General features: G+C 60.4%; 21 protein-coding genes. 15 read left to right on the forward strand and 6 right to left on the reverse strand.

Translation table 11 applies throughout. The features are described from left to right. Window positions 1–35: 35 nt before the first annotated feature. From QMN23_RS00420 to QMN23_RS00430, 3 genes are all read right to left on the reverse strand, one after another. On the reverse strand, window positions 36–410 hold the full coding sequence (locus QMN23_RS00420; RefSeq protein ID WP_282001109.1) for a hypothetical protein: 375 nt from the start codon (window positions 408–410) through the stop codon (window positions 36–38). A 172-nt stretch (window positions 411–582) separates the two neighbouring features. After that, a complete protein-coding gene (locus tag QMN23_RS00425) occupies window positions 583–1,932 on the reverse strand; it encodes a sigma-54-dependent transcriptional regulator (RefSeq protein ID WP_282001111.1) in 1,350 nt (449 codons plus the stop codon). Continuing rightward, window positions 1,932–3,209 carry a two-component system sensor histidine kinase NtrB gene (locus QMN23_RS00430; protein ID WP_282001113.1) on the reverse strand — a complete coding sequence of 426 codons (1,278 nt, stop codon included), beginning with the start codon at window positions 3,207–3,209 and terminating at the stop codon, window positions 1,932–1,934. The genes QMN23_RS00425 and QMN23_RS00430 overlap by 1 nt, the downstream gene beginning before the upstream one ends. A gap of 266 nt (window positions 3,210–3,475) precedes the next feature. Between QMN23_RS00430 and QMN23_RS00435 the strand changes: the two genes are divergently transcribed. Then, a complete protein-coding gene (locus QMN23_RS00435; protein WP_282001114.1) occupies window positions 3,476–3,916 on the forward strand; it encodes a glycine zipper 2TM domain-containing protein in 441 nt (146 codons plus the stop codon). A gap of 127 nt (window positions 3,917–4,043) precedes the next feature. Beyond that, on the forward strand, window positions 4,044–6,650 hold the full coding sequence (locus QMN23_RS00440; protein WP_282001115.1) for a plasma-membrane proton-efflux P-type ATPase: 2,607 nt from the start codon (window positions 4,044–4,046) through the stop codon (window positions 6,648–6,650). 94 nt (window positions 6,651–6,744) lie between these two features. On the opposite strand, the gene QMN23_RS00445 is transcribed toward QMN23_RS00440, so the two are convergent. Both QMN23_RS00445 and QMN23_RS00450 read right to left on the reverse strand, forming a co-directional pair. Next, window positions 6,745–7,806 (reverse strand): threonine aldolase family protein, encoded by a 1,062-nt coding sequence (locus tag QMN23_RS00445; protein ID WP_282001116.1) that lies wholly within the window; start codon window positions 7,804–7,806, stop codon window positions 6,745–6,747. A gap of 51 nt (window positions 7,807–7,857) precedes the next feature. Next, window positions 7,858–8,736, reverse strand: a complete 879-nt coding sequence (locus QMN23_RS00450; protein ID WP_282001117.1) for a DMT family transporter — start codon at window positions 8,734–8,736, stop codon at window positions 7,858–7,860. Window positions 8,737–8,935: 199 nt separating this feature from the next. On the opposite strand from QMN23_RS00450, the gene QMN23_RS00455 reads away from it, so the two are divergent. The 6 genes from QMN23_RS00455 to QMN23_RS00480 all read left to right on the forward strand — a co-directional run bounded on the left by QMN23_RS00455 (window position 8,936) and on the right by QMN23_RS00480 (window position 14,337). After that, a complete protein-coding gene (locus tag QMN23_RS00455; RefSeq protein ID WP_282001118.1) occupies window positions 8,936–9,697 on the forward strand; it encodes a basic amino acid ABC transporter substrate-binding protein in 762 nt (253 codons plus the stop codon). Then, window positions 9,698–10,486: an amino acid ABC transporter permease gene (locus QMN23_RS00460; RefSeq protein WP_282001119.1), complete on the forward strand. Its 789-nt coding sequence runs from the start codon at window positions 9,698–9,700 to the stop codon at window positions 10,484–10,486. 10 nt (window positions 10,487–10,496) lie between these two features. Then, the gene (locus QMN23_RS00465) at window positions 10,497–11,219 is read left to right on the forward strand and encodes an amino acid ABC transporter ATP-binding protein (protein WP_282003959.1); all 723 of its coding nucleotides are present in this window, start codon (window positions 10,497–10,499) and stop codon (window positions 11,217–11,219) included. Window positions 11,220–11,355: 136 nt separating this feature from the next. Beyond that, window positions 11,356–12,738, forward strand: a complete 1,383-nt coding sequence (locus tag QMN23_RS00470; protein ID WP_282001120.1) for a hypothetical protein — start codon at window positions 11,356–11,358, stop codon at window positions 12,736–12,738. Between the two features lie 85 nt (window positions 12,739–12,823). Then, on the forward strand, window positions 12,824–13,105 hold the full coding sequence (locus QMN23_RS00475) for a hypothetical protein (protein WP_282001121.1): 282 nt from the start codon (window positions 12,824–12,826) through the stop codon (window positions 13,103–13,105). Window positions 13,106–13,149: 44 nt separating this feature from the next. Continuing rightward, complete coding sequence (locus QMN23_RS00480) at window positions 13,150–14,337, forward strand: ABC transporter substrate-binding protein (protein WP_282001122.1); 1,188 nt, start codon at window positions 13,150–13,152, stop codon at window positions 14,335–14,337. Between the two features lie 80 nt (window positions 14,338–14,417). Here the strand turns inward: QMN23_RS00480 and QMN23_RS00485 are convergent, their stop codons facing one another. Then, window positions 14,418–15,134 carry a FadR/GntR family transcriptional regulator gene (locus QMN23_RS00485; RefSeq protein WP_282001123.1) on the reverse strand — a complete coding sequence of 239 codons (717 nt, stop codon included), beginning with the start codon at window positions 15,132–15,134 and terminating at the stop codon, window positions 14,418–14,420. A gap of 217 nt (window positions 15,135–15,351) precedes the next feature. Here QMN23_RS00485 and pruA point away from each other — a divergent pair, with 217 nt between their 5' ends. The 7 genes from pruA to QMN23_RS00520 all read left to right on the forward strand — a co-directional run bounded on the left by pruA (window position 15,352) and on the right by QMN23_RS00520 (window position 23,698). Further along, window positions 15,352–18,366: an L-glutamate gamma-semialdehyde dehydrogenase gene (pruA, locus tag QMN23_RS00490; RefSeq protein WP_282001124.1), complete on the forward strand. Its 3,015-nt coding sequence runs from the start codon at window positions 15,352–15,354 to the stop codon at window positions 18,364–18,366. Window positions 18,367–18,663: 297 nt separating this feature from the next. After that, the gene (locus tag QMN23_RS00495; RefSeq protein ID WP_282001125.1) at window positions 18,664–19,539 is read left to right on the forward strand and encodes a branched-chain amino acid ABC transporter permease; all 876 of its coding nucleotides are present in this window, start codon (window positions 18,664–18,666) and stop codon (window positions 19,537–19,539) included. A gap of 6 nt (window positions 19,540–19,545) precedes the next feature. After that, window positions 19,546–20,466, forward strand: coding sequence for a branched-chain amino acid ABC transporter permease (locus tag QMN23_RS00500; protein WP_282001127.1), 921 nt, complete (start codon window positions 19,546–19,548; stop codon window positions 20,464–20,466). Window positions 20,467–20,493: 27 nt separating this feature from the next. Beyond that, entirely contained in the window at window positions 20,494–21,264 is a 771-nt protein-coding gene (locus QMN23_RS00505) for an ABC transporter ATP-binding protein (protein WP_282001128.1), read from the forward strand. A gap of 56 nt (window positions 21,265–21,320) precedes the next feature. Continuing rightward, the gene (locus QMN23_RS00510) at window positions 21,321–22,025 is read left to right on the forward strand and encodes an ABC transporter ATP-binding protein (protein WP_282001129.1); all 705 of its coding nucleotides are present in this window, start codon (window positions 21,321–21,323) and stop codon (window positions 22,023–22,025) included. A 64-nt stretch (window positions 22,026–22,089) separates the two neighbouring features. Further along, a complete protein-coding gene (locus tag QMN23_RS00515; RefSeq protein WP_282001131.1) occupies window positions 22,090–22,983 on the forward strand; it encodes a DMT family transporter in 894 nt (297 codons plus the stop codon). Window positions 22,984–23,086: 103 nt separating this feature from the next. Next, window positions 23,087–23,698, forward strand: a complete 612-nt coding sequence (locus tag QMN23_RS00520; protein WP_282001132.1) for a FecR family protein — start codon at window positions 23,087–23,089, stop codon at window positions 23,696–23,698. Window positions 23,699–23,743 lie beyond the last annotated feature (45 nt).

Below are 23,743 nucleotides of genomic sequence, written 5' to 3' on the forward strand. Positions count from 1 at the left end.
CCAAGAGTTTCTTATCCGGGGGAACCGGATCGAAACTAGTTGGTATACGCGTTACTCATCGTCCCGCTGGTCGGCATGTTGCCGCTGGTAATCGTTCCACTGCCCGACATGGTTCCACTGCCCGACATGGTTCCACTGCCCGACATGGTTCCACTACCCGACATGGAACCGTTGCCGGACATCGAACCGCTGCCGGAGCCACCCATGCCACCGGAGCCGCCCATGCCACCGGAGCCGCCCATGCCACCGGAGCCGCCCATGCCACCGGAGCCGCCAGCGGCGCCGGAACCGTGCCCGCCCATGCCACCGCCATGGCCGCCGCCATGACCGCCGCCTCTGGCGAAGACCGGCGTGGCAAAGGCGAAGGCGGCGAGAATCGTTACCGCGGAGAGGATTTGTTTCTTGTTCATGGTGATTACCCCCAAACGAAATGATGCTGCTGCGGGGGATTATTCCACGGACCATGCCAATACAATAAATCTTATAACATACCGGATTTACTGAGACCGGTGGGCTGGGTGGTTGCCCTGCGGTAACAAGTGCGCAACGAATTGCACCGCTGGCGCAACGAATTGCACACTGTTATTTTTCATTAAACAGGTCAAATTCCTTGAGCCGATACTGGAGAGTGCGGCGCGAAATTCCCAGTTCCGCCGCAACGAGCCGCCGATTGCCGCCGTGCTTCCGGAGGGCCTTGACGATGATTTCCCGTTCCACCGACTTGAGTACCTCTTTGCTGTCGGCGCTCTCTTTCTCGGGGTGCCGGAGCAGTTCGTCGGGGAGGTTGGCGCAGCGGATCAGATCGCGGGCCAGGATCACCGCCCGTTCGATGACGTTCTGCAGCTCGCGGACGTTACCCGGCCAGGCGTAATCCTGCATCGCTTGCAACGCCGCCGGCTCGATGCCGGTGAGCCGCTTGCTGATCTGCCTGCCGTAACGGCCGAGAAAATAGTCGACCAGCAGCGGGATGGCGTCGCAGCGCTCACGTAGTGGCGGTAGCGAAAGCGGAAAGACGTTAAGTCGGTAATAGAGGTCTTCGCGGAAGCGACGCTCTGCTACCTCCTGCTGGAGGTTCCGGTTGGTGGCGGCGATGACCCGCACATCCGCCTTGATCTCCTTGCTGCCGCCGACCCGCTCGAATACCCGCTCCTGGAGTACCCGCAGCAGCTTGGCCTGCAGGGTGGCCGGCATTTCGCCAATCTCATCGAGAAAGATGGTTCCCCCCCGTGCCAGTTCGAATTTGCCGGCCCTGGCCTGGGCGGCCCCGGTGAAGGCACCCCGTTCGTGGCCGAACAGTTCGCTCTCCAGCAACGCTTCCGGGATGGCCGCGCAGTTCAGCGGGACGAAGCTCGCCTTGTGTCGCGGGCTCAGCAGATGGATGGTCCGGGCCACCAGCTCCTTGCCGGTGCCGCTCTCCCCCTCAATCAGAACATTGGCGGTGGTGGCGGCGACATCGTGGACCAGGCTGCGGAGCCGCTGCATCGCCTTGCCGGCAAAAATCAGTTCTTCCGGCGGGATTCCCGCGGCGGCCGATTCTTTCAGCGACAGGTAATCCCGTGTCTGTTCCTGGTTTTCCAGTGCACGGCGGACCAGGGTGAGCAACGAGTCGGGATCGTCGAGGGGCTTGGTCAGGAAATCGAGCGCCCCTTCCTTGATGGCTGCCACCGCTTCGTTGACCTGGCCGAAGGCGGTCAGGAAGATGAACGGCGGGGCAGCCAGCTCGCCCCGCGTTTCCCGAAACAACTCCAGGCCACTCTTGCCGGGCATTTTCAGGTCGGAGACGACCAGGTCAAAGGTTTCCCGCCGGAGAAGGCGCAGCCCTTCCAGGCCGTCCCGGGCACTTTTGACCTCATGGCCAGCGTCGGCCAGGATCGTTTCGAGAAACATTCTGAAGGTGGTGTCATCTTCGACGACCAGAATCCGTCCGTGCATCATTGATCCTTTCGCGCCACCGGCGGTGCTGTGGTCAGGGTAAGGGCGAAGCGCGCGCCGCCGGCGGGGACGCTCACGGCGGTGAGGGTGCCGCCGTGCTCTTCGGCGATTTTCCGGCAGAGGGCCAGCCCCAGCCCGGTACCGCGGGCCTTGGTGGTAAAAAACGGCTCGAATATCCGCGGCAGCAGCTCGGCCGGGATGCCGTCGCCGCTATCGGTGACGGTGATCTCGATGAGGTGGCCGGTGTCGTGCCGGACAGCGATTGCCAGGACGCCGCCGTCCGGCATCGCCTGGATAGCGTTCAGGCAGAGGTTGAGGAGCAACTGGCCGAGGCGGTCGCCATTGGCGTACACGTATAATTCGTCCGGGCAGTCGACCTCGCTCCGGACGCCGGCGGCTGCGGCCTCGTTGCCAATATTCGACAGGAGATCGGCAAGCAGCTCCGCCAGGGGCGTTGACGTCATCGGGTACGGTTCGCTCCGGGCGTAGGCCAGCAGATCGCCGACCAGCCGCTCCAGGCGGCGGACTTCGACGACGATCCGTTCGGCATAGCTCCGGTTTCGCTCGTCGGTTGGCTTCCGCTCGATCCACTGAGCAAAGCCTTTGATGCCTGCCAGCGGGTTGCGGATCTCGTGCGCCAGGGTGGCGCCCAGTTCGCCGAGGCGGACCAGGCTCTCCTGACGGGCGATTTCCTGGCGGTAGCGGTTTCCCCGGGCCATCAGCCGGAGGATGACGATCACCAGCCCCCAGCCGGCGACCAGCAGGGCGAGCAGCAGTATCAGGGTGAAACGCGCCTGCCGGATCACCTCGTCCGAGCGGTAAGTATGGAGGACCAGTTGGAGGAGCAGCCCTTCGCCCGGCAGCCGTAACGGAAAGATGAATTCGTACGCCTGTTCGCCGGTGTGCAGCGTCACCCTTCTTTCCAGCGGTAGGTGCTTCTCGGGGAGCGCAAAATCTCCGCTGTTTTCCGCTGGTGCACCGATCAGGTCGCTGTTGGTATGGAAACGATAGATGCCGTGGTGGTCGATCAGGGCGAAGTAGGCGACATTCGCCGGGTGGAAGCCGGCGAGGGTGTGCAGGGTCGGATCTTTCAGCGCCAGGGTCTCCACCGCTTCGGCAACTGACAGCGCCACCCCGCGCAGATTCTCTTCGGCGACCGGTCGCGCCGAGTAGTAGTTGGCGACGGCGAACCAGGCGAGGACTCCTGATAACCCCAGGCCGGCTGCCAGGACCAGTAATTTGTAAGTTACTGTTTTGGAGAGGAATGTACGCCGCATTGTTTCCATTGTGTCACATCGCTGGTCGGGAAGCAATCTCCTTGCCGGCTTGCGCCGGCACTCTCTCCAGTATACCACCGGCGAACCGATCGCTGGCCGGCCCCGTGCAAGTATTTGCACCATTATGGCATGGCCGGGGCGGTGACAAGTATGCAACATTTTGAATGTAGGCGAAAATCGCCGTCGGGCGACGGTTGGCATGTTTCGTGGTGACATGAGCGGGAACGGCCCGAGAACAGGGCAATGTAAAACCAAAGGAGAGAACGATGAACAGTAATCGGTACCGGGCCTTTGCGGCCATCATCTGCAGTGCGCTGGCATTGACCGCCTGCGCTCCCTACCAGTATCGGGGCGGGGTGACGGGCGGGGCGATCGGCGGTCTTGCCGGCGCCATTCTCGACCATCGGAACCCGTGGCGCGGCGGGGTCGTCGGCGCCACCCTCGGTGCCGTCGCCGGGGCGACCATTGCCGAAATTTCCGTCCAGGGCGCCCGGCAGGCGGCCATCGACGACCGGCCGGTGGCCTATCGGACGGACGACGGCCGGGGATATTACTATGCCGAGCCGGTGGGCCCCGGCCCCCGGCCGGGCTGCCGGCGAATCCGCGAGCGGATGTACGAAAACGGGCGGCTGGTCCGGGAACGGGTGGTGATTGTCGATGCCGAACCGCGTTACGTTCGGCATTACCGGGACGACGAGGACGATTGAGCCGCTCTTTTCCGGTCGTTGCCGCTCGGCGCATGTCGTGGGTACCATTCCCGGTTACCGATGATACACTTGTTAACTGATACCGGTCGGTCGATGGCGGCAACTACGAGACTGTCGGGAGGGCGAGATGGGCAAGAGCACCAATGACTATGAACAGCTGACGATCGAGGAAACCCTGCGGGAACTGGCGGTGGAGCGGGCGACGGGCCTCTCCGCCGCCGAGGCGGAACAGCGGCTGCAGCAGTATGGCGCCAACGAAATCCCCGAGAAAGAGGAATCGCTGGCCCACCGCATTTTTCGCCGATTCTGGGGGCCTATCCCCTGGATGATCGAAGCGGCGGCATTCCTCTCCGCGCTGGTGAACAAGTGGGAAGATTTCACCATCATCATGATTCTTCTCGTCACTAACGTTTTTATCGATTTCTGGCAGGAATCGAAGGCGCTCAGTGCGTTGAAGGTTTTGAAGGAGAAACTGGCTAAACGGGCCCTGGTGCTCCGCGATGGCCGGTTCCAGGCGATCGACGCCGCCGGCCTCGTGCCGGGGGATATCATCAAGGTGAAGATCGGCGACCTGATTCCGGCCGACCTGAAGCTGATTGACGGCGATTTCATTCTCGCCGACCAGTCGGCGCTGACCGGCGAATCGCTGCCGGTCACCAAGAAAGCCGGTGCAGTTGCCTATTCCAATTCGATCGTCAAGCAGGGGGAGATGCTCGGGATGGTCGTCAACACCGCCCTGAACACCTTTTTCGGCAAGACGGTTGCCCTGGTCGCCCGGGCGGAGAGCGAAGAAAAGAGCCACTTCCAGAAAGCCGTCATTCATATCGGCAACTACCTGATCCTGATTACCGTTTTCCTGGCGGCGGTCATCCTGATTACCGCCATGTTCCGCCAGGAGAACATGCTGGAGATCCTCCGTTTCACCCTGGTGCTGACCGTTGCCGCCATTCCGGTGGCGATGCCGGCGATCCTTTCGGTGACCATGGCGGTGGGCGCCATGAACCTGGCGAAGAAGCACGCCATCGTCAGCCGGCTGGTGGCTATCGAGGAACTGGCCGGCGTCGACGTGCTCTGCTCGGACAAGACGGGGACGCTGACCCAGAACCGGATGACCGTCGCCGAGCCGGTCGTCCATGCCGGGCATACCGTCGAGGAGCTGATGCTCTTTGCGGCGCTCTGCTCCAAGAAAGAGAACAACGATCCGATCGAAATCCCGATCTTCGAATATCTGCAGCAACACGGCGGCGAAGAGCGTTTGCAGCAGTACCGGCAGCGGCAGTTCGTTCCCTTCGATCCGGTGAGCAAGCGGACGGAGGCGACGGTTGAGGGCGCGGAGGGCCCGTTCACCCTAGCCAAAGGGGCGCCGCAGGTAATTCTCGAACTCTGCGGCGAGCAGTTCGAGGCGCGGGAGGTCTTGCGGCAGGTGGAGGATTTTGCCGGCAACGGTTTCCGGACCATCGGCGTGGCAGTGAAACGGCAGACGGACCGCGTCTACGATTTCGTCGGCTTGATTCCACTTTTCGATCCGCCGCGCGACGATTCCAAAGCGACCATCGACGAGGCGATCAAGCTTGGCCTCGACGTCAAGATGGTTACCGGCGACAATCTGGCGATCGCCCGGCAGATTGCCGGCGTCCTCGGCATCGGCAGCGAGATCTACAACGCCCGGGAGCTGAGCGGCGCCAGCACCCGGGAACTGGTGCTGATGGGGCAGGTGATCGCCAGGACGGTCTACCGGAAGCTGACTCCCGAGATCAGCGACGAGGACGCCCAACGTTTTGCCCAGGGGGTGGTCAAGGCGCTGGAGAAGGAGTTTGAAACCCTCACGCTCCCCAAGGGGTACGTGAAGAGTCACGAATCGGAGATCATCGAGGTGATCGAGAACGCCAGCGGCTTCGCCCAGGTCTTTCCTGAGGACAAGTACCTGATCGTCGACAAGCTGCAGAAGGCCGACCATATCGTCGGCATGACCGGCGACGGGGTTAACGACGCGCCGGCGCTGAAGAAGGCCGATGCCGGGATTGCGGTGTCGGGAGCGACCGATGCGGCCCGCGCCGCGGCGGACCTGGTGTTGCTGGCGCCGGGGCTGTCGGTGATCGTCGATGCCATCAAGGGGGCACGGATCACCTTCGAGCGGATGAAGAGCTACAGCGTCTACCGGATTGCCGAGACGATCCGGGTCATTCTCTTCATGACCGCCTCGATCCTGATCTTCAACTTCTATCCGGTTACTGCGATCATGATCATCATCCTAGCGTTCCTCAACGATATCCCGATCCTGGCCATCGCCTTCGACAATACGAAGGCCGACGAAAAGCCGATTCGCTGGAATATGACGGAGGTGCTGACCGTAGCCACTGTTCTCGGCATCCTCGGGGTCATTTCGAGCTTCGGGATCTTCTATATCGCCGAGGAATATATCCGGCTCTCTCCCGCTGTCGTCCAGAGCTTCGTCTTCCTGAAGCTGGCGGTGGCCGGGCATCTGACCATCTTCGTCACCCGGACCGAGGGACGGTTCTGGCAGAAGCCGTATCCAGCGCCGGTGCTCTTCTGGGCGGCGGTGGCTACCAAGGTGGTGGCGACGCTGTTTGCCGTCTATGGCTGGTTTATCGCCCCGATCGGCTGGAAATATGCGGCGCTGGTCTGGGTTTACGCTTTCGCCTGGTTCCTGGTGAACGACTTTATCAAAATATGGGTGTACAAATACCTGCGCAAAGAGAAGCTCATCTCCTGATAGCGGATGCTCGCTTCTGCTGAAACAGCAACGGCCGTCTCCATTGCCGGAGACGGCCGTTGCGTTATCGTCATCGTCATAGGGGGGGAACCGGTTACGTCCCGGCCACTTCCCGGAGGTCACGGGCGAAGGCGTCGATATCCGCCTCGGTGGTGGCCCAGGAACACATGAACCGGGCGCCGCCAGCGCCGATAAAGGTATAGAAGTGCCAGCCGCGGTTGCGCAAGCCGTCAAGAATCTGCGGCGGCATGTCGGCAAAGACGGCATTCCCCTGGCGGGGGAAGCGGATGGAAATTCCCGGCACTTCCCGCAGCCGGCTTTCCAGCAGCCGGGCGCAGTCGTTGGCGTGGCTGGCGTATCGGAGCCAGGCGCCGCTTTCCAGCATCCCGATCCACGGTGCCGCCAGGAACCGCATCTTCGAAGCCAGTTGTCCCGCCTGTTTGCAACGGTAATCGAATTCGCTCGCCAGCTGGCGGTTGAAGAAGATCACTGCCTCGCCCATCGCCATGCCGTTTTTCGTCCCGCCGAAACAGAGCACGTCGACGCCGGCCTTCCAGGTCACCTCTTTGGGTGGGACCTGCAGGGCAGCCAGGGCATTGGCGAAGCGGGAGCCGTCCATATGGACCCGCAGCGACAGCCGCTTTGCCAGATCACCGATCGCCTGCAGCTCGTCGAGGGAATAGAGCGTGCCGAGTTCGGTGGTCTGGGTGATGCTCAGCACCTTGGGCTTCGGGTAGTGGATATCGCTGCGCCGCTCCACCGTGTGCTGCACGGCGTCGAGATCGATCTTGCCGTTTTCGCCGGGGACCAACAGAATCTTGGTGCCGTTGGAGAAAAATTCCGCGGCGCCGCACTCATCGGTTTCGATGTGGGAGGTCTCGTGGCAGACGATGCTGTGGTAGGACTGGCAGAGAGAGGCGAGGGCCAGGGAGTTGGCGGCGGTGCCGTTGAAGACGAAGAACACCTCGCAGTCCGTTTCGAAAAAGTCCCGCAGCAGGGCGCAGGCCCGTTCCGTCCACGGATCGTCGCCGTAAGAGCAGGCATAGTCGCGATTGGCCGCGGCCATTGCCTCCAGTGCCTCGGGACAGATCCCGGCATAATTGTCGCTGGCGAACTGGTAATGGTGCATAGGTGGCTGGCTGGTGACGTCGATCATGAGGTGACTTTCTCCCGTGGGTGATAGGATCGCTGCGTACCGGGTTGCCGGTCAGGCCGGCGAGGAGAGCTCGGAGGACGATCCGTGCGGAACGAGTTCCGACACGACCATTCCCGCCAGAATCAGCAGCGCGCCGAGATAGCCAATGGTGCCGAGCCGTTCGCCGCCGGCCCAGAAGGCGTAAATTGCCGCGAAAACCGGCTCCATGCAGAAGATCAGTGCCGTCTGGGCGGGGCTCAGGTGCCGCTGCATCGAAGTCTGGACGATGAAGGCGAAGACGGTGGCGAAGAAGGCGCAGATGAGCAGCGCCCAGAGCACTTCCCGGTCCCAGGAAAGGAGCGGCTGGTTCGTCGCCGCGGCGACGCCGAGGCTCAGCAGGCCGACGGTGGCAAGCTGGACGGTGGTCAACCAGTAGACATCGTTGTCCCGGGCATAGCGGCCGGTGAGGATGAGGTGCAGCGAGACGCAAACTGCGCAGATCGCCGCCAGGAGATCGCCGAAATTGAGAACGAGCCGGCCATTGGTGCAGAGCAGGAACAGCCCGGGGACGGCGAGGGTGACGCCCCACTTGACCCCGGGGGTGACGCTGTGGCGAAACAGCAGTGCCCCCAGAAGCGGCACGATGACGACGCTCATGCCGGTGAGGAAGCCGGTGTTCGAGGCGCTGGTGAAACGCAGCGCCACGGTCTGGAAGGCGTAAGAGGCGAAGAGAAAGATGCCGAGCACGATCCCCTGGCGGATCGTCCGCAGCGCGCAGGGCTGCCGCCGGGCCAGGCAGATCGGCAGGATAACGGCGACCGCGAGAGCAAACCGCTGGCCGAGGAAGACAAACACATCCACCCGGGCGATGGCGTTCTTGACGATCGTAAAGGTGATCCCCCAGAAAAAGGTGGTAAGGAGCAGTGCCAATATCGCTTGCAATCGTTTCACGGTCCCCTGCCGTAATCGGTGAGCTGGAAAAATTGGTTGATATTGTTAAACATTTTAGGAACAAAAGTAAACAAAAATGGTTATAACATACTGTCAGTGCAGCAAAAAGAATTGACATCAGGGGAAAATAATCTTAATAGTAGCGTCGTTTAAGCTGCTGTAAAAATGGGTGAATATCTTTAACAAAAAGGGAGGATGTATGAAATTCGTTCAACGTGCCGTGTCGCTGCTCGCGCTGGTCGGCCTCTGCCTGACTGCGGCTGCTCCCCAGGCGGCCCTTGCCGCCGGTGGTCGAACCATTACCGTTGCCACGGATGCGACCTGGCCGCCGATGGAGATGGTGGATGCCAATAAGAAGATTGTCGGTTTTGACATCGATTTCATGAATGCCATCGCCAAGGAAGCCGGCTTCACCGTGAAGTACAAGAATACGGCGTGGGACGGTATCTTCGCCGGGCTCAGCGCCGGCCGCTACGACGCGATCATCTCCTCCGTGACCATTACCCCGGAGCGGCAGAAACAGTATGACTTCTCCGACCCCTATATCAACATCGGGCAGATTCTGGTAGTGCCCAAGACTGAGGGCAGAGTGACCAGGATTGCCGACCTTGTCGGCAAGGCCGTCGGCGCCCAGATCGGCACCACCGGTGCCTTCGCGATCAAGAAGGTCAATGGGGTCGAGCTGAAGAACTACGACGAGATCGGTCTGGCCTTCGAAGATATGGCTGCCGGGCGTATCGCCGGGGTTGTCTGCGACGAGCCGACCGCTGCTCACTACGCCCTGCAGCGGGCGGAATACAAGGCCAAGTTCAAGATCGTCGGCAAGCCGTTCACCTCCGAGTCCTACGGGATCGTGGTCAAGAAGGGCGACAAGGCGCTGGTTGCCCTGCTCAACAAGGGTATCCGGGCCGTCAAGGCGAAGAAGATCGAAGACAAACTGCGGAAGAAGTGGCTTCGGTAAATGACAGCGAACGACAGGACACGGCCTGCCATTGAAGTCGGTGATGGCGCGGCCATCCCGAGCAAGAGCGATATCGGGCTGTTCACCGCGTGGCGCTTTGCCTTCTTCGGTGCACTTGGCCTGATTGTCTATCTCGCGCTTGCCAAACCCGACCCGTATCTCGAGATTCTGAAGTTCATTCCCGACGGTCTCCTTGTCACTTTCAAGGTGACCGTCGGGGCCATCCTCCTTGCCCTGGTGATCGGCCTGGTTGCCGGGCTGGGACGGATTTCATCCAACCGGTTCATCAACGGCGTGGCTTCGCTCTACGTCGAGATCATCCGCGGCATTCCGCTGCTCGTCCAGCTCTTCTACATCTATTACGCCCTCGGCCGGTTCGTCCATGTTCCGGATATGGCCAGCGCCATCATCGCCATGGCCTTCTGCTACGGGGCCTACATGGGAGAGGTGTTCCGGGCGGGAATCCAGTCGATCCCCAAGGGGCAGATGGAAGCGGCCCGCTCGCTCGGCATGACCAAGGGGCAGGCGATGCTGCACGTCATCATCCCCCAGTCGATCAAGGTGGTGCTGCCGCCGATCGGCAACGAGTTCATCGCCCTGCTCAAGGATTCGTCGCTGGTGTCCATCCTGGCGGTGGCGGACGTCCTGCGGCGGGGACGCGAATTCGCCTCGGAGAGTTTCACCTATTTCGAGACCTACACGGTGATCGCCCTCGTCTACCTGATCATCACTCTCTTTTTCTCAAAACTCATCGGCATCATGGAGGAACGGATCAGTGCAGGGCGTTGAGCGCAGCAAAATGGTCGAAGTCCGGAACGTCGTCAAGTATTTTGGCCGGCTGAAGGCCCTGGACGATGTGTCGTTCGATGTCCACGACGGGGAAAAAGTCGTCATCATCGGGCCGAGCGGTTCGGGGAAGAGTACGCTGCTCCGCTCGATCAACAAGCTCGAAGCGATCGACGGCGGCCGGATCGTCGTCGACGGCATCGATCTGTACAGTCAGCAGACCGACATCAACAAGGTGCGGGAAGAGGTGGGCATGGTCTTCCAGTCCTTCAATCTCTTTCCCCACAAGACCGTCCTGGAAAATATCACCCTAGCCCAGCTCATTGTCCGCAAACGCTCGAAGAAGGAGGCCGTCGAGAAAGCAATGATGCTGCTCGGCAAGGTCGGACTGGCGGAAAAGGCCGCGGCCTATCCGGGCAAACTGTCGGGAGGGCAGCAGCAGCGGGTGGCGATTGCCCGCTCGCTTGCCATGGATCCCAAGGTCATGCTGTTCGACGAACCGACGTCGGCACTCGATCCGGAGATGATCGGCGAGGTGCTCGACGTCATGAAGAGCCTGGCGCGAGAGGGGATGACCATGGTGGTCGTCACCCATGAAATGGGCTTTGCCCGCGAGGTGGCGGACCGGGTGATCTTCATGGACTACGGGAAGATCGTCGAGGAAGGGACGCCGGAGCATTTCTTCACCAATCCTTCCCACGAACGGACCAAGCTCTTCCTGAGCCAAATACTCTGAAAAGCTGAATAAAGTGCAACAATGAGGTTGCTTCATCAATGACGAGAGGGGGTGGTTGAGGAACATATTGACTGCCGGTTGTTTCGTTGAATGAAGTTATGCAATTTACACTATTAGTTACACAAAGGAGGAGTAAATGGGCATCAAAAAGAAAACGCTTGCGATCACGGCCGCGGCTGCGCTGACCGTTGCCACGGCGGTTCCCGCCCTGGCGCTGGAAAACGAGTTCCACGGGATGTTCCGCCTGTTGGGAGTCGTGAGCAATTTTGACGGATCGACAACGGGTGAAGGGTTTTATATTCCTGACAACAAAGATAAAAAAGCGCCGACCGCGACCTATTTCGAGCAGCGCGCTCGCCTGATGTACATTGCCAAGGCCAATGATGACTTAAAACTGGTAACGCATTTCGAGATCGATTCCCGCTGGGGTGACAATGCTTATACAACCCTTCGCAATCATGGTGGCGCGATTGGGGCTGATACCGTTAACATTGAAACCAAGAGTGTCTATCTCGATTTTAATGTCCCCAATTCAGGTATTAATGTAAAAGCGGGCATCCAGCCATATAATGATTCGTTTAAGGGAATCCTCTTTGATTCAGATATGGCAGGAGTTCGCGCGTCAAAAACCTTCGGTTCACTTGACACATCTCTTGGTTGGTTTCGTTTTGCCGATATGGGGCAAATCAACAAGACGGCTTGGGACATGATCGCTCTTGACACAAAGTATGCTGTGAGCAAGGACCTCAAGGTCGGGGCCTCATATTACATGATCAATGACGATGGGTCCGAGCAAGACTGGTTGCAAAAAACCAATGCTTGGAATTTTTATATGCAGAAGGGTAACACGAATATTACCCACACTGCTGGCGTTAATGGCGAAGCGACGTTTGGACCCGTTACCGTCGATGGCTTTCTCGTGTACCAGTTTGGTAATCTCGAGGCTCCTGTAAATCGGCATGTGAGTGCGTTTGCCGGTAACGTCGGGGCTCGTGCCCAAGTTGGTCGGGGGACCGCTAGGACCGAATTCCTCTACGTATCGGGAGATAAAGGAGATCAGCAGGGCAGCACGACAAATGCGTTCCAGAGCATCTTCGATGAAAGTGGTTACTACAGCGGCAATATGCAGCTCCTGTTCCGTGACGCCTATGCCATGACGACCGATAATGCATTTGTCTACTCTGCCAATAACCGTGATCAGGGTGTAATCGCCGGCTTCCTCGGGTATGACCTGCCGATTACCTCCAAGCTCTCCGCCAGCGCCAATGCCGGCTTTGCCGCCGTAGCCAAGGAGAACGTCAACAAGCCGGTCAACCTCTCCAGCGGACAGCGCAACAGCAGCAATTACCTCGGCACCGAGCTCAATGCCAGCGTCGACTACAAAGTCTATGACAACATGACCGCCTCCGTGCGCGGTGCCTACGTGATCCTCGGCGATTACTACAAAGGGGTTGCCGCCGGCGGCGAAGATCCCAACAATCCGTACATGACCTCGGTCATGCTCAACTACGCGTTCTAAGCCGATTGTGTCCCGGCAGGGGAGGGAACTCCCCTGCCTTCCTCTCGACCGCTTCATCCCGCAAACAAGAACAGGAGGTTACCACATGAAAAAGCTGGCTCTGTTGGTTATGACTGCCGTTGCATTCTCCGCTGCCGTTCCGGCAATGGCCCAGATGACGAAGGACGAGAAGAATATGTGCCTGCTCGCTTCGAAGAACTGTGCGAACCAGGTTGACAGCATCCAGAAGCGGATCAAGAAAATCCAGATCGAGATCAAAAAGGGGAAAAAGGTCTATTCCGCTGAAGATCTGAAGAAGCTTAACGAGAAGCTGAAAGAAGCCAATGACATTCTCAATACCCTTGAATCCCAGGGCGGCGGCAGGTAATCCTTGTCCGGTGCGCAGCATTTTTTCATCCAAGGAGGAAAGAGATGAAAATTCGTAAAGTTGGTGCTCTGCTGACGACTGCTGCCATGGTTGGTGTGCTGGCGGTCGGTTTTGGCTGCAAGAAGAAGGAAGAAGGGGAAGCTGCCAAGTCTGCCGAAGGGAACACCATCAAGATCGGCTTCCTCGGCGCCCTGACCGGGGACGTTGCCATGTTTGGCAAGCCGACTCTCGACGGGATGAAGCTGGCGGTGGAACAGCTCAACGCGGCGGGTGGGCTCAACGGCAAGAAGTTTGAGATCGTCGAGGCCGATGACCGGGGCGACAAGCAGGAAGGGGCTTCGGTCACCCAAAAGCTGATCAGCCGCGATAACGTCGTCGCCATCGTCGGCGACCCGACCACTGGTATCACCAAGGTTGCCGCTCCCATCGCCCAGAAAGCCGGCGTCGTGCTGATTTCCGCCGGGGCCACCGGGCAGGGCGTTGTCGAGATCGGCGATTGCATCTTCCGCGACACCTTGCTCGACAGCGTGGCGATTCCGGCCCTGATCGACTATTTCTCCAAGGATCTCGGCTATAAGAAAGTGGCCGTGATCACGTCCGACAACAACGACTTCAGCGTCGGCCTCTCCCAGACCTTCCGCGACGCCATCAAGGGGAAAGACATCCAGATCGTTGCCGACGAGAAGGTCAAGGACGGCGATAAGGATTTCAGTGCCCAGATCACCAACATCAAGGCGAAGAAGCCGGATGTCATCTTCTTCTCCGGTTATTACACCGAGGCGGCCCTCATCCTCAAGGAAGCGCGCAAGCAGGGGATGAAGACCAAGATGTTCGGCGGCGACGGCCTCTTCTCGCCGACCTTCATCTCGCTCGGCGGCGATGCGGCGGAAGGCTCGATGGCCTACGTCGGGTTCTCTCCCGAGCAGCCGACGCCGGAAACGGCGAAGTTCATCGACGCCTTCAAGGCTAAGTACGGCGGGAATCTTCCCGGTCTGTTCGACGCCCAGGGGTACGATGCGGTCATGATGCTGGCCGACGCCATGAAACGCGCCAACAGCACCGATCCGGCCAAGTTCAAGGTCGAGCTGGCCAAGACCAAGAACTTCAAGGGCGTTTCCGGGACGATCACGATCCGCGCGAACCGCGAGCCGATCAAGTCGCCGCTGTACCTCCTCGAGGTCAAGGGCGGCAAGTTCGCTCTCAAAGCGAAGATTCCGGTCAAAATGGACTAGAGTGTAACGGAAAAGGCGCCGCCCGTGGGCGGCGCCTTTATTTTCCGCCCGCCGGCTGCTGCCGGCGGGTTTTTTTGTTTTCAGGCCGTGACGCGCCGCTCCATCCGCTCGTTGAACCGCCGGACATGAGCCTTGGCCAGTTCCGCCGCCAGGGCGCGCTGCTGGGTGGCGACCGCCTCGACGATCTGGGCGAGATCCTGGTAGTTTTCGCCGAGCACGGCGGCATTGGTCGGCAGGTAGCTTTCGTAGTACGTGTGAATGTTGTGGTAGACGGTTTTCAATACCGACAGGAAGAGCGGGTTGGCGGAGATTTCCGCCAGAGCCAGGTGCAGTTCTTCGTCGGTCCTGATGAACGGGTCCCAGAACTCCTCCCCTTGGTCGAGATAGCTTTTCGCCCTGCCCAGAAGCTCGCGGAGCCGTTCGATATCCGCGGCCGTGGCCCGTTCCGCCGCCAGGGTCGCCACGATCCCCTCGATCCCCTCGCGGAATTCGGCGAGCTTGCTCAGCGGCACCTTCTGGTAGCGGATGAGCAGCGCCAGGCTCTCGCTCACCTGCTCGGTGGTTACCCCTTTGATCACCGCGCCACCGGCCACTCCGGTCTTGATCTCGATCAGCCCTTTCTGTTCGAGGACGCGCAGCGCCTCGCGCAGCGTCCCCCGGCTGACATTGAACAGTTCTTTCAGCTCCCGTTCCGCCGGCAACTGGTCGCCCGCCTGCAGTTTCCCTTCAACGATCGCCTCCTGAATCTGGTCGACCACATCCTGAAAGATCCTGTTTTGCTTTGCTTTTCGAAACATCAGTGGCTCCTCTCCCGTTGCATCGCGCCGCTCCGGGTCTACAATGGTTGTACCGTTATAGCATCGCGGCTGAGACAATTCAAATCCTAGCAGAATCTGCACCCAAATGCTAATGGTTAAACCATTGACAAGGATCAGGGGCGGTGCTAGGATTGCCCCATCTGAGCCGGTTGGTCCCGGCCCATCACGTCAGCGATGATCGACAAAGGAGCGAGCCATGCAGAACGGTGAATTGAATGCGCGTATTATTGCCCGGGGCAAGGAATTCTTCGGCAGCATTGCCGGGGAGAAGCCGTCCCTTTTCAACAAGGGGGCCTGGATGGGTAAGGTGATGGACTGGAGCATGCAGAACGAAGGCTTCAAGATCCAGATGTTCCGGTTTGTCGACGTCTTTCCGGCGCTGACGAACAGCAGGCTGCTGACGGAGCATATCCGCGAGTACTTCGGCGGCGAGCAGGAGATGCCGGCGGTGCTGTCGTGGGGGGCCAAGGCTGCCGGGATGCTCGGCTCGCTGGGAGGAGCGGTGCTCAACAAGGCGCTGTCGGCCAATATCCAGGAGATGGCCCGCCAGTTCATCGTCGGCGAGACGACGAAGGAAGCGGTCAAGAACCTGGAAAAACTCCGCAAGGACGGCTTTGCCTTCGTGGTTGACGTGCTGGGCGAGGCGACCCTCTCCGAGGAAGAAGCGGAGGCCTACACCACTACCTATCTGGAGCTGATCGAAACCCTGAAAAAGGAGCAGACCGGCTGGAAAGGGCTGGCCGGCAAGGGTGGTGACCCGACCCTCGACTGGGGGCACGCGCCGAAGATCAACGTCGCCGTCAAGCCGACGGCGCTGTTCTGCCTGGCCAACCCGCAGGATTTCGAGGGGTCGGTGGCGGCCATCTACCAGCGTCTCGAGCGGATCTACCGCAAGGTGATGGAGGCGGGCGGCTTCATGTGCATCGACATGGAAGCGTACCGCTTCAAGGACATTACCCTCGAAGTGTTCCGCCGCCTCCGCCGGGCCTATCCCGACTACCCCCATCTCGGCATTGTCCTCCAGGCCTATCTCCGCGATACCGACCGCGATCTCGACGAACTTCTCGACTGGGCCAAGAGCACCAACCTGCCGATTTCGGTCCGGCTGGTCAAAGGGGCCTACTGGGATTACGAAACGGTCCGGGCGAAGCAGAACGGCTGGGAGATCCCGGTCTGGACGATCAAGGCGGAGAGCGATGCCGCCTACGAACGGCTGGCACGGAAGATCCTGGAGAATCATCGGCTCTGCCACTTCGCCTGCGCTTCGCACAACACCCGGACCATCTCCGCGGTGATGGAGATCGCGCGGGAACTGGCGGTCCCCGAGGATCGCTACGAGTTCCAGGTGCTGTACGGCATGGCCGAGCCGGTGCGCAAGGGGATTCTCAAGGTCGCCGGCCGGATTCGGCTCTACTGTCCCTACGGCGACATGGTGCCGGGGATGGGGTACCTGGTCCGGCGGCTGCTGGAAAATACCGCCAATGAATCGTTCCTCCGCCAGAGCTTCGCCGAGGATGCCCAGATCGAGAAGCTCCTGGAAGATCCGGCACTCACCGCCGCCCGGGAGCGGGCCGAACGGGACGCACAACCGAAGCGCACGGCGTCCGGCCCCGGCGGGCTCCCTCCCTTCGTCAACGAGCCGATGGCCGATTTCACCCGCCGCGAGCAGCGCGAGGCATTCCCGCGCGCCATCGCCGGGGTGCGCAAGCAGCTGGGGAAAACCTATCCGCTGTTCATCGGCGGCAGGGACGTGCCGACCGGCGATACCCTGCCAACCGTGAACCCGAGCAACCCCGCAGAGGTCCTGGGAACGATCTGCCAGGCCGGCGTTGCCGAAGTCGGCGGGGCAATTGCGGCCGCCAAGGCGGCTCTGCCGGCGTGGCGCGATACGGAACCGCGGGTGCGCGCCGAGTACCTGCTGAAGGCGGCTGCGGCTGCCCGACGCCGCATCTTCGAGCTGTCCGCCTGGCAGGTGCTGGAGATCGGCAAGCAGTGGGACCAGGCCTATGCGGACGTTGGCGAGGCGATCGACTTCCTGGAGTATTACGCCCGGGAGATGGTGCGCCTCGGCAAGCCGCAGCGGGTCGGCAATGCGCCGGGTGAACTGAACCACTACCTCTATCAGCCGAAGGGGGTGGCGGCGGTCATCGCACCCTGGAACTTCCCGCTGGCCATCAGCATGGGGATGGTATCGGCAGCGATTGTCACCGGTAACTGCGTCGTCTACAAACCGTCGGGGCTGACGTCGATCATCGGCCATCACCTGGTGGAACTGTTTCAGGAAGCGGGGCTGCCGGCCGGCGTCTTCAACTTCACCCCCGGTCGCGGCAGCGTCATGGGCGACTATCTGGTGGATCACCCGGATATCAGCCTGATCGCCTTCACCGGCTCGATGGAGGTGGGGCTGCGGATCATCGAGCGGGCCGCCAAGGTGCACCCCGGCCAGGTCAACGTCAAGAAGATCGTCTGCGAGATGGGGGGCAAGAACGCGATCGTCATCGACGACGATGCGGATCTCGATGAAGCGGTTCCGCACGTTCTCTACTCGGCGTTCGGTTTCCAGGGGCAGAAGTGTTCCGCCTGCTCGCGGGTGATCGTCCTCGATGCGGTCTACGACAAGTTCGTCGAGCGGTTGGTCTCGATGGCCCGGGCCACTACCGTCGGATCGTCGGAAGACCCTGCCCACTACATGGGGGCGGTGGCCGACGACAAGGCGATGAACAGCATCAAGGAGTACATCGAGATCGGCCGGAAAGAGGGGAACGTCCTCTATGAAAGCCCGGTGCCGGCAGGCGGCGGCTACTTTGTGCCGATGACGATCATCGACGGCATTCGGCCCGAACACCGGCTCGCCCAGGAAGAGATCTTCGGCCCGGTGCTGGCGGTAATGCGGGTCAAGGATTTCGACCAGGCGATCGAGTGGGCCAACTCCACCCGCTTCGCCCTGACCGGCGGTGTCTTCAGCCGGAGTCCCGAGCATCTCGAAAAAGCGCGGCGGGAGTTCCGGGTCGGCAACCTCTACCTCAACCGCAACAACACCGGCGCCCTCGTCGAGCGCCAGCCCTTCGGCGGGGCACAGATGTCCGGTGTCGGGACCAAGGCCGGCGGGCCTGATTACCTGCTGCACTTCATGGATCCGCGGGTGGTGACGGAAAACACCATGCGCCGCGGTTTCGCCCCGATCGAGGCGGACGACGACTGGGTCGGCTAGCGTGTGCCGGGAGGGCGGCTGAGCCGATGGTAAGAGAAAAATAATCACCTCGCTGCAACTGGGAGAACGGGCTTGTGGCCCGTTCTCCCAGATTTTGTCTCGCCATACAGAAATTTCACAGAATCAACACAATCCCGATTCTATCGCTTGCACAATCTTCGGCGCCTATGGTATAACGGTCCGACCTATCGAGGTTTAAGCCGTTTCAGCGAGTGTGCGCCGTTTCCCGCCGCAGTTCATGTTCGGCTTCAAAATCCTGCATGCCAATCCGCGCCGCCGCGCCCAGAGGACTCATATATGCTCCTGCAGCAACTCATTAACGGGATTGCCCTCGGCAGCACCTATGCGCTCATTGCCCTCGGCTATACCATGGTTTACGGTATCATTGCCCTGATCAACTTCGCCCACGGGGAGATTTACATGACCGGGGCCTTTGTCGGGCTCTTCATGGTGACGACCCTGAAGGCCAATATCTTCGTAGCCATGGCGGCCGCCATGATTTTCTGCATGGCCATGGGGGTGGTGATGGAATTCGTCGCTTACCGGCCGCTGCGCAAGTCGTCGCGCCTGTCGGCGCTGATCTCGGCCATCGGGGTTTCCATCTTCCTCCAGACCCTGGCGCTGATGGTGTTCGGCGCCGACGCCAAGGGGTATCCTGACGAGGTGTTTCCGATTCGACAGCTGCATCTGGGTTCAGCGGAGATCTCGACGCTGCAGCTTTTGATCATCGGGGTTTCCGCCGTGCTGATGATCGGCCTCGAATTCATCGTCCGGAAAACCAAGATCGGCAAAGCGATGCGGGCCACCTCGGAAGATTACAATACCGCGGCCTTGATGGGGATCAACGTCAACCGGATCATCTCGTTCACGTTCGCTCTCGGCTCGGCGTTGGCGGCAGCCGGCGGCGTGCTGGTCGGCATCCTGTTCAATGCGGTCAGCTTCAACATGGGGCTGATGGCCGGCCTCAAAGCCTTTGCCGCTGCGGTCCTCGGCGGGATCGGCTCCATTCCCGGCGCCATGCTCGGTGGCCTGCTCCTCGGCGTGGCTGAGGTCCTCGGCGTCGCAGCCGGCTATTCCTCGTACCGGGATGCCATCGCCTTTGCCATCCTGGTCCTTGTCCTGCTGGTGAAGCCAACGGGGCTCCTCGGTCAGAAAATCCACAAAAAGGTGTAAGCGCTTATGGCAGAAGCCCTGAATAACCTGGTCCAGTTGATGGACCCCTATTTGCTCCAGATCCTGGTCAATATCGGCATTGCCATCATCTTGGCACTGGGACTGAACATCATCACCGGGATCACCGGCCAACTGTCGCTGGGTCACGCCGCATTCATGAGTGTCGGGGCTTTTGCCAGTGCCATAATCACCATTCGCTTCAATATTCCTTTCGGTCTGAACCTGCTCCTTTCGGGGCTGATGGCAGCGATCGTCGGTGCGGCGATCGGCTTTCCGATCCTTCGCCTTACCGGTGATTATCTGGCGATCTGCACGCTTGGCTTTGCCGAAATCGTCAAGGTGGTGTTTCTTAACATGGATATCACCAACAAGGCGCTCGGCCTGACCGTTCCAACCCCGAAATCGCCCATCCCGATGCCGATCTATGTCTGGCTGGTCGCCATCATTGCTATTATTTTCTCTTCCTTCATGAAAGACTCACGCTTTGGCCGGGCACTCAAGGCGATCCGCGACGATGAAATCGCCGCCGAAGCGATGGGAATCAATATCACCCGCTACAAGATCGAGTCATTTGCCCTCGGGGCTTTCATGGCCGGGGTTGGCGGCGGGCTCTACGCCCACTTCATCAATTACATCAATCCATCCGATTTCGGTTTCCTCAAGTCGGTCGACATGCTGAGCATGGTGGTGCTGGGCGGCCTTGGCAGCATTGCCGGGACGGTGGTCGGTGCCTCGATCCTTGCCGCCGCCCCCGAATTCCTCCGTTTCATGTCTGAATACCGGATGCTCGTCTATGGCGGCCTGCTGGTCTTCCTGATGGTCTTCCGGCCCAACGGGCTCCTTGGCGGCGTAAACTTCACCGACTTGGTGCTGCGCAGTCTGGGACGGAAACCGGCCATCGCCGAAGTCCGGGAAAAACAAACCTAACCTTCAATTCATTTACGGGATAGACCAATGTCGCTTCTCAAACTCGATAACGTAACGATTCGCTTTGGCGGGCTCGTGGCCGTCGATGGGGTCGACCTGACCGTCGAACGGGGCGAAATCCTCGCCCTGATCGGTCCCAACGGGGCGGGCAAGAGCACCATCTTCAACCTGATCACCGGTATCTATGCCCCGACGGAGGGGAGCATCTCATTCAACGGCCGCCCGATCAGCGGCAACAAGCCATACCATATCGCCGCGGCCGGGATTGGCCGCACCTTCCAGAATATCCGCCTCTTTACCGAACTGTCGGTGCTCGAAAACGTCCTGATCGGCGCCCACAAGCTGGGGAAATGGGATCTGGCAGGCTCGATTATGAAGCTGGCGCCGTGGGTGCGGAAAGAAGAAGGAGCCCTTGCCGAATGGGCCATCGAGTGTCTCAAGCAGGTCGACCTGGCCCATCGGGCCTACGAGCTGGCGGTCAACCTCCCCTATGGCGAGCAGCGGCGTTTGGAGATCGCCAGGGCGCTGGCGCTGAAACCGGACCTGATCCTGCTTGATGAACCGGCCGCCGGGATGAATCCCCAGGAGAAGCAGGTGCTACTTGAGATGGTCCTGAAGATCCGGGCGGCGGGGATCACCGTCTTCCTCGTGGAGCATGACATGAAATTCGTCATGGGCCTTTCCGACCGGATCGCAGTCCTCGATTACGGGGTAAAAATCGCCGAAGGGAAGCCGGAAGAGATCCGGACCAATCCCCAGGTTATCGAAGCCTATCTCGGCAAGGGCGCCGTGCACTGAGATCGGGCTGCCGGTCCGCTAGAGAAGGTCCCCTGCTGCAGCACAAAGGATGAAACATGCTTGAAATTGAGAACCTGTCCGTTAACTACAAAGCGATCAAAGCGCTGCTCAATATCTCCTGTCGGGTCGATCAGGGCGAGATCGTTGCCTTGATCGGTGCCAATGGCGCCGGGAAGACCACGACCCTCAACGCCATCTCGGGGATCGTGCCGCCGGCTGCCGGCAAAATTTCCTTTGAGGGTGAAGAAATCACCCGCATGTCCCCGCACAAGATCGTCATGAAAGGGATCAGTCAGGTCCCCGAAGGAAGACGGGTTTTCGCTAAGATGAGTGTGCTCGAAAACCTGGAGATGGGCGCCTATATCAGAAGCGACAAGAAGGGCATTGTCGCCGAGATCGACCGGATTTTCCAGCTGTTTCCCCGACTGGCCGAACGGCGCAAGCAGCTCGCCAAGACACTCTCCGGAGGGGAGCAGCAGATGCTGGCGATGGGGCGAGCGCTGATGTCGCGGCCGCGGCTGATTCTCCTCGACGAGCCATCGATGGGGCTGGCGCCGATGCTGGTGGAAAAAATTTTCGAAATAATTCAGGAAATCAACCGGGAGGGGACGACGGTGATGCTCGTGGAGCAGAATGCCCACATGGCCCTCTCCATCGCTCACCGTGCCTACGTGCTGGAAACCGGCGAGGTGGTGCTGCAGGGGCCAGCTGCCGAACTGGCCGCCAATCCCGAAGTCCGGAAGGCTTACCTCGGCGAATAGTCCGCCTGTGCACGCCGCTTCGCCCTAGCGGCCGGAGCTGGATGGTGTCCGAAAGAATTGACCTATGGCGCAACACGAAGCTCAACCCATTATCAACCCCTATCTGGCTGTCCTGATAGGGGTTTTTGCTGTCTCGTTCTCGGCGCTGTTTGTCCGGCTGTGCGGTGCGCCATCGATGATGATCGCCACCTACCGGCTATTGTTTACCTTTCTGCTCCTGGCGCCGTTGACCTTTTACGAGCAGTTCGGCGGCGTTCGGCGGATGAGCCGGCGCCAGCTCTGGATGGCGGGCCTGAGCGGCGTTTTTCTTGCCTTCCACTTCGTTACCTGGTTCATTTCCCTCAAATATACCAGCGTTGCCAGTTCGGTGGTGATCGTCACCATCCAGCCGGTATTCGTCGTTATCGGTTCCTGGCTGTTCTTTGGCGAGAAAATTTCCCGTCTGGCGGCCATCGGCGGGGTTTTGGCACTGTTGGGCAGCGTCGTGATCGGGGCGGGGGATTTTCGGGTCGGACGGGAAGCGTTCCTTGGCGACCTGCTGGCCCTGGTCGCTGCCGTCCTGGTTTCGGGCTACCTGCTGATCGGCCGGCGGTTGCGCGGCAGTGTCGATCTCACCGGCTATACCTTCACAGCCTACGGCATGAGTGCGTTGGTCCTGATTGTGGCCAGCATGGTGGCCCGGGTACCGTTCCACCCGTATCCGTGGCGCGACTGGGTGCTGATGTTTGCCCTCGCCGCCGTTTGCACCGTGCTCGGCCATACGGTTTTTAACTGGGCGCTCCGTTACATCCAGGCCTCGGTTGTTTCCGTCAGCATCCTCGGCGAGCCGATAGGCGCAATTGTCTGGGCAGCACTCTTCCTGCACGAAAATCCTACCGTCCGCCAGATGATCGGCGGCACCCTGATCTTTGCCGGACTCTACATCTTCACCCGGGTGGCGGCCAGGCAGCTCGAATGAGTGCGACCGATGCCGCTCTTGATGGCAGGGACCGGGCGCTGTAGCAGTGTGACGGCAGACACGTGGCCATGAATGAAGATAACGACGGAGGTTCCGAACTCCAGTGCTGCGATTCCTCATCATCGCGTTAATGTTGTTCGCTGTCGGACCGGAGACGGTGTTTGCCGCGGCGGGAACGCAGGTCAGCTACCTTGCCGGACCGGCATTTGTCCGCTATGAGAACGTGGATGAATGGGTTGCCGCGGAACAGGGCATGCCGGTTACCGAAGGTGACGAGCTGAGGACCGGCGAAGGGGGACGGCTCGAGCTGCTTTTGCCCGGCGGCTCACTGGCCCGGGTCGATCAGTTCAGCAGTTTCGACATGATCGCCCTCGATCCGGACCTTGCGTCATTTTACTTGGCGGCTGGCGACATCTACATGCAGTTTGCCGGGGGCAAGCGGGCGACGATGGAGGTGGAAACCCCCGTTGCCGAACTTCGAGCCGGGGTTGGCAGCACTTTTGGTGTGTGGCAGGACGACGACGGCGAATCGCTGCAGGTGCGGGTCGTGCACGGCGTGATTTCCGTGACGGTCGCCGGCCGACGGTGGACGGTCGAGCCCGGGCAAAAGCTGTTGGTAAAGGGGCGTGAAGTGAAGATCGTGCCGTCAGATCCGCCCAGTGCCTGGGAACAATGGAATGACGATCGCGATCAGCAGGGCCGCAGCGGGCGGTGAGGCAAAGTCGCGGATTGTTTGACAGTGCCGTGTTGTCTGCTAACC

It is taken from the genome of Geotalea uraniireducens (genome assembly GCF_027943965.1).
Taxonomy (GTDB): Bacteria; Desulfobacterota; Desulfuromonadia; order Geobacterales; family Geobacteraceae; genus Geobacter; species Geobacter uraniireducens.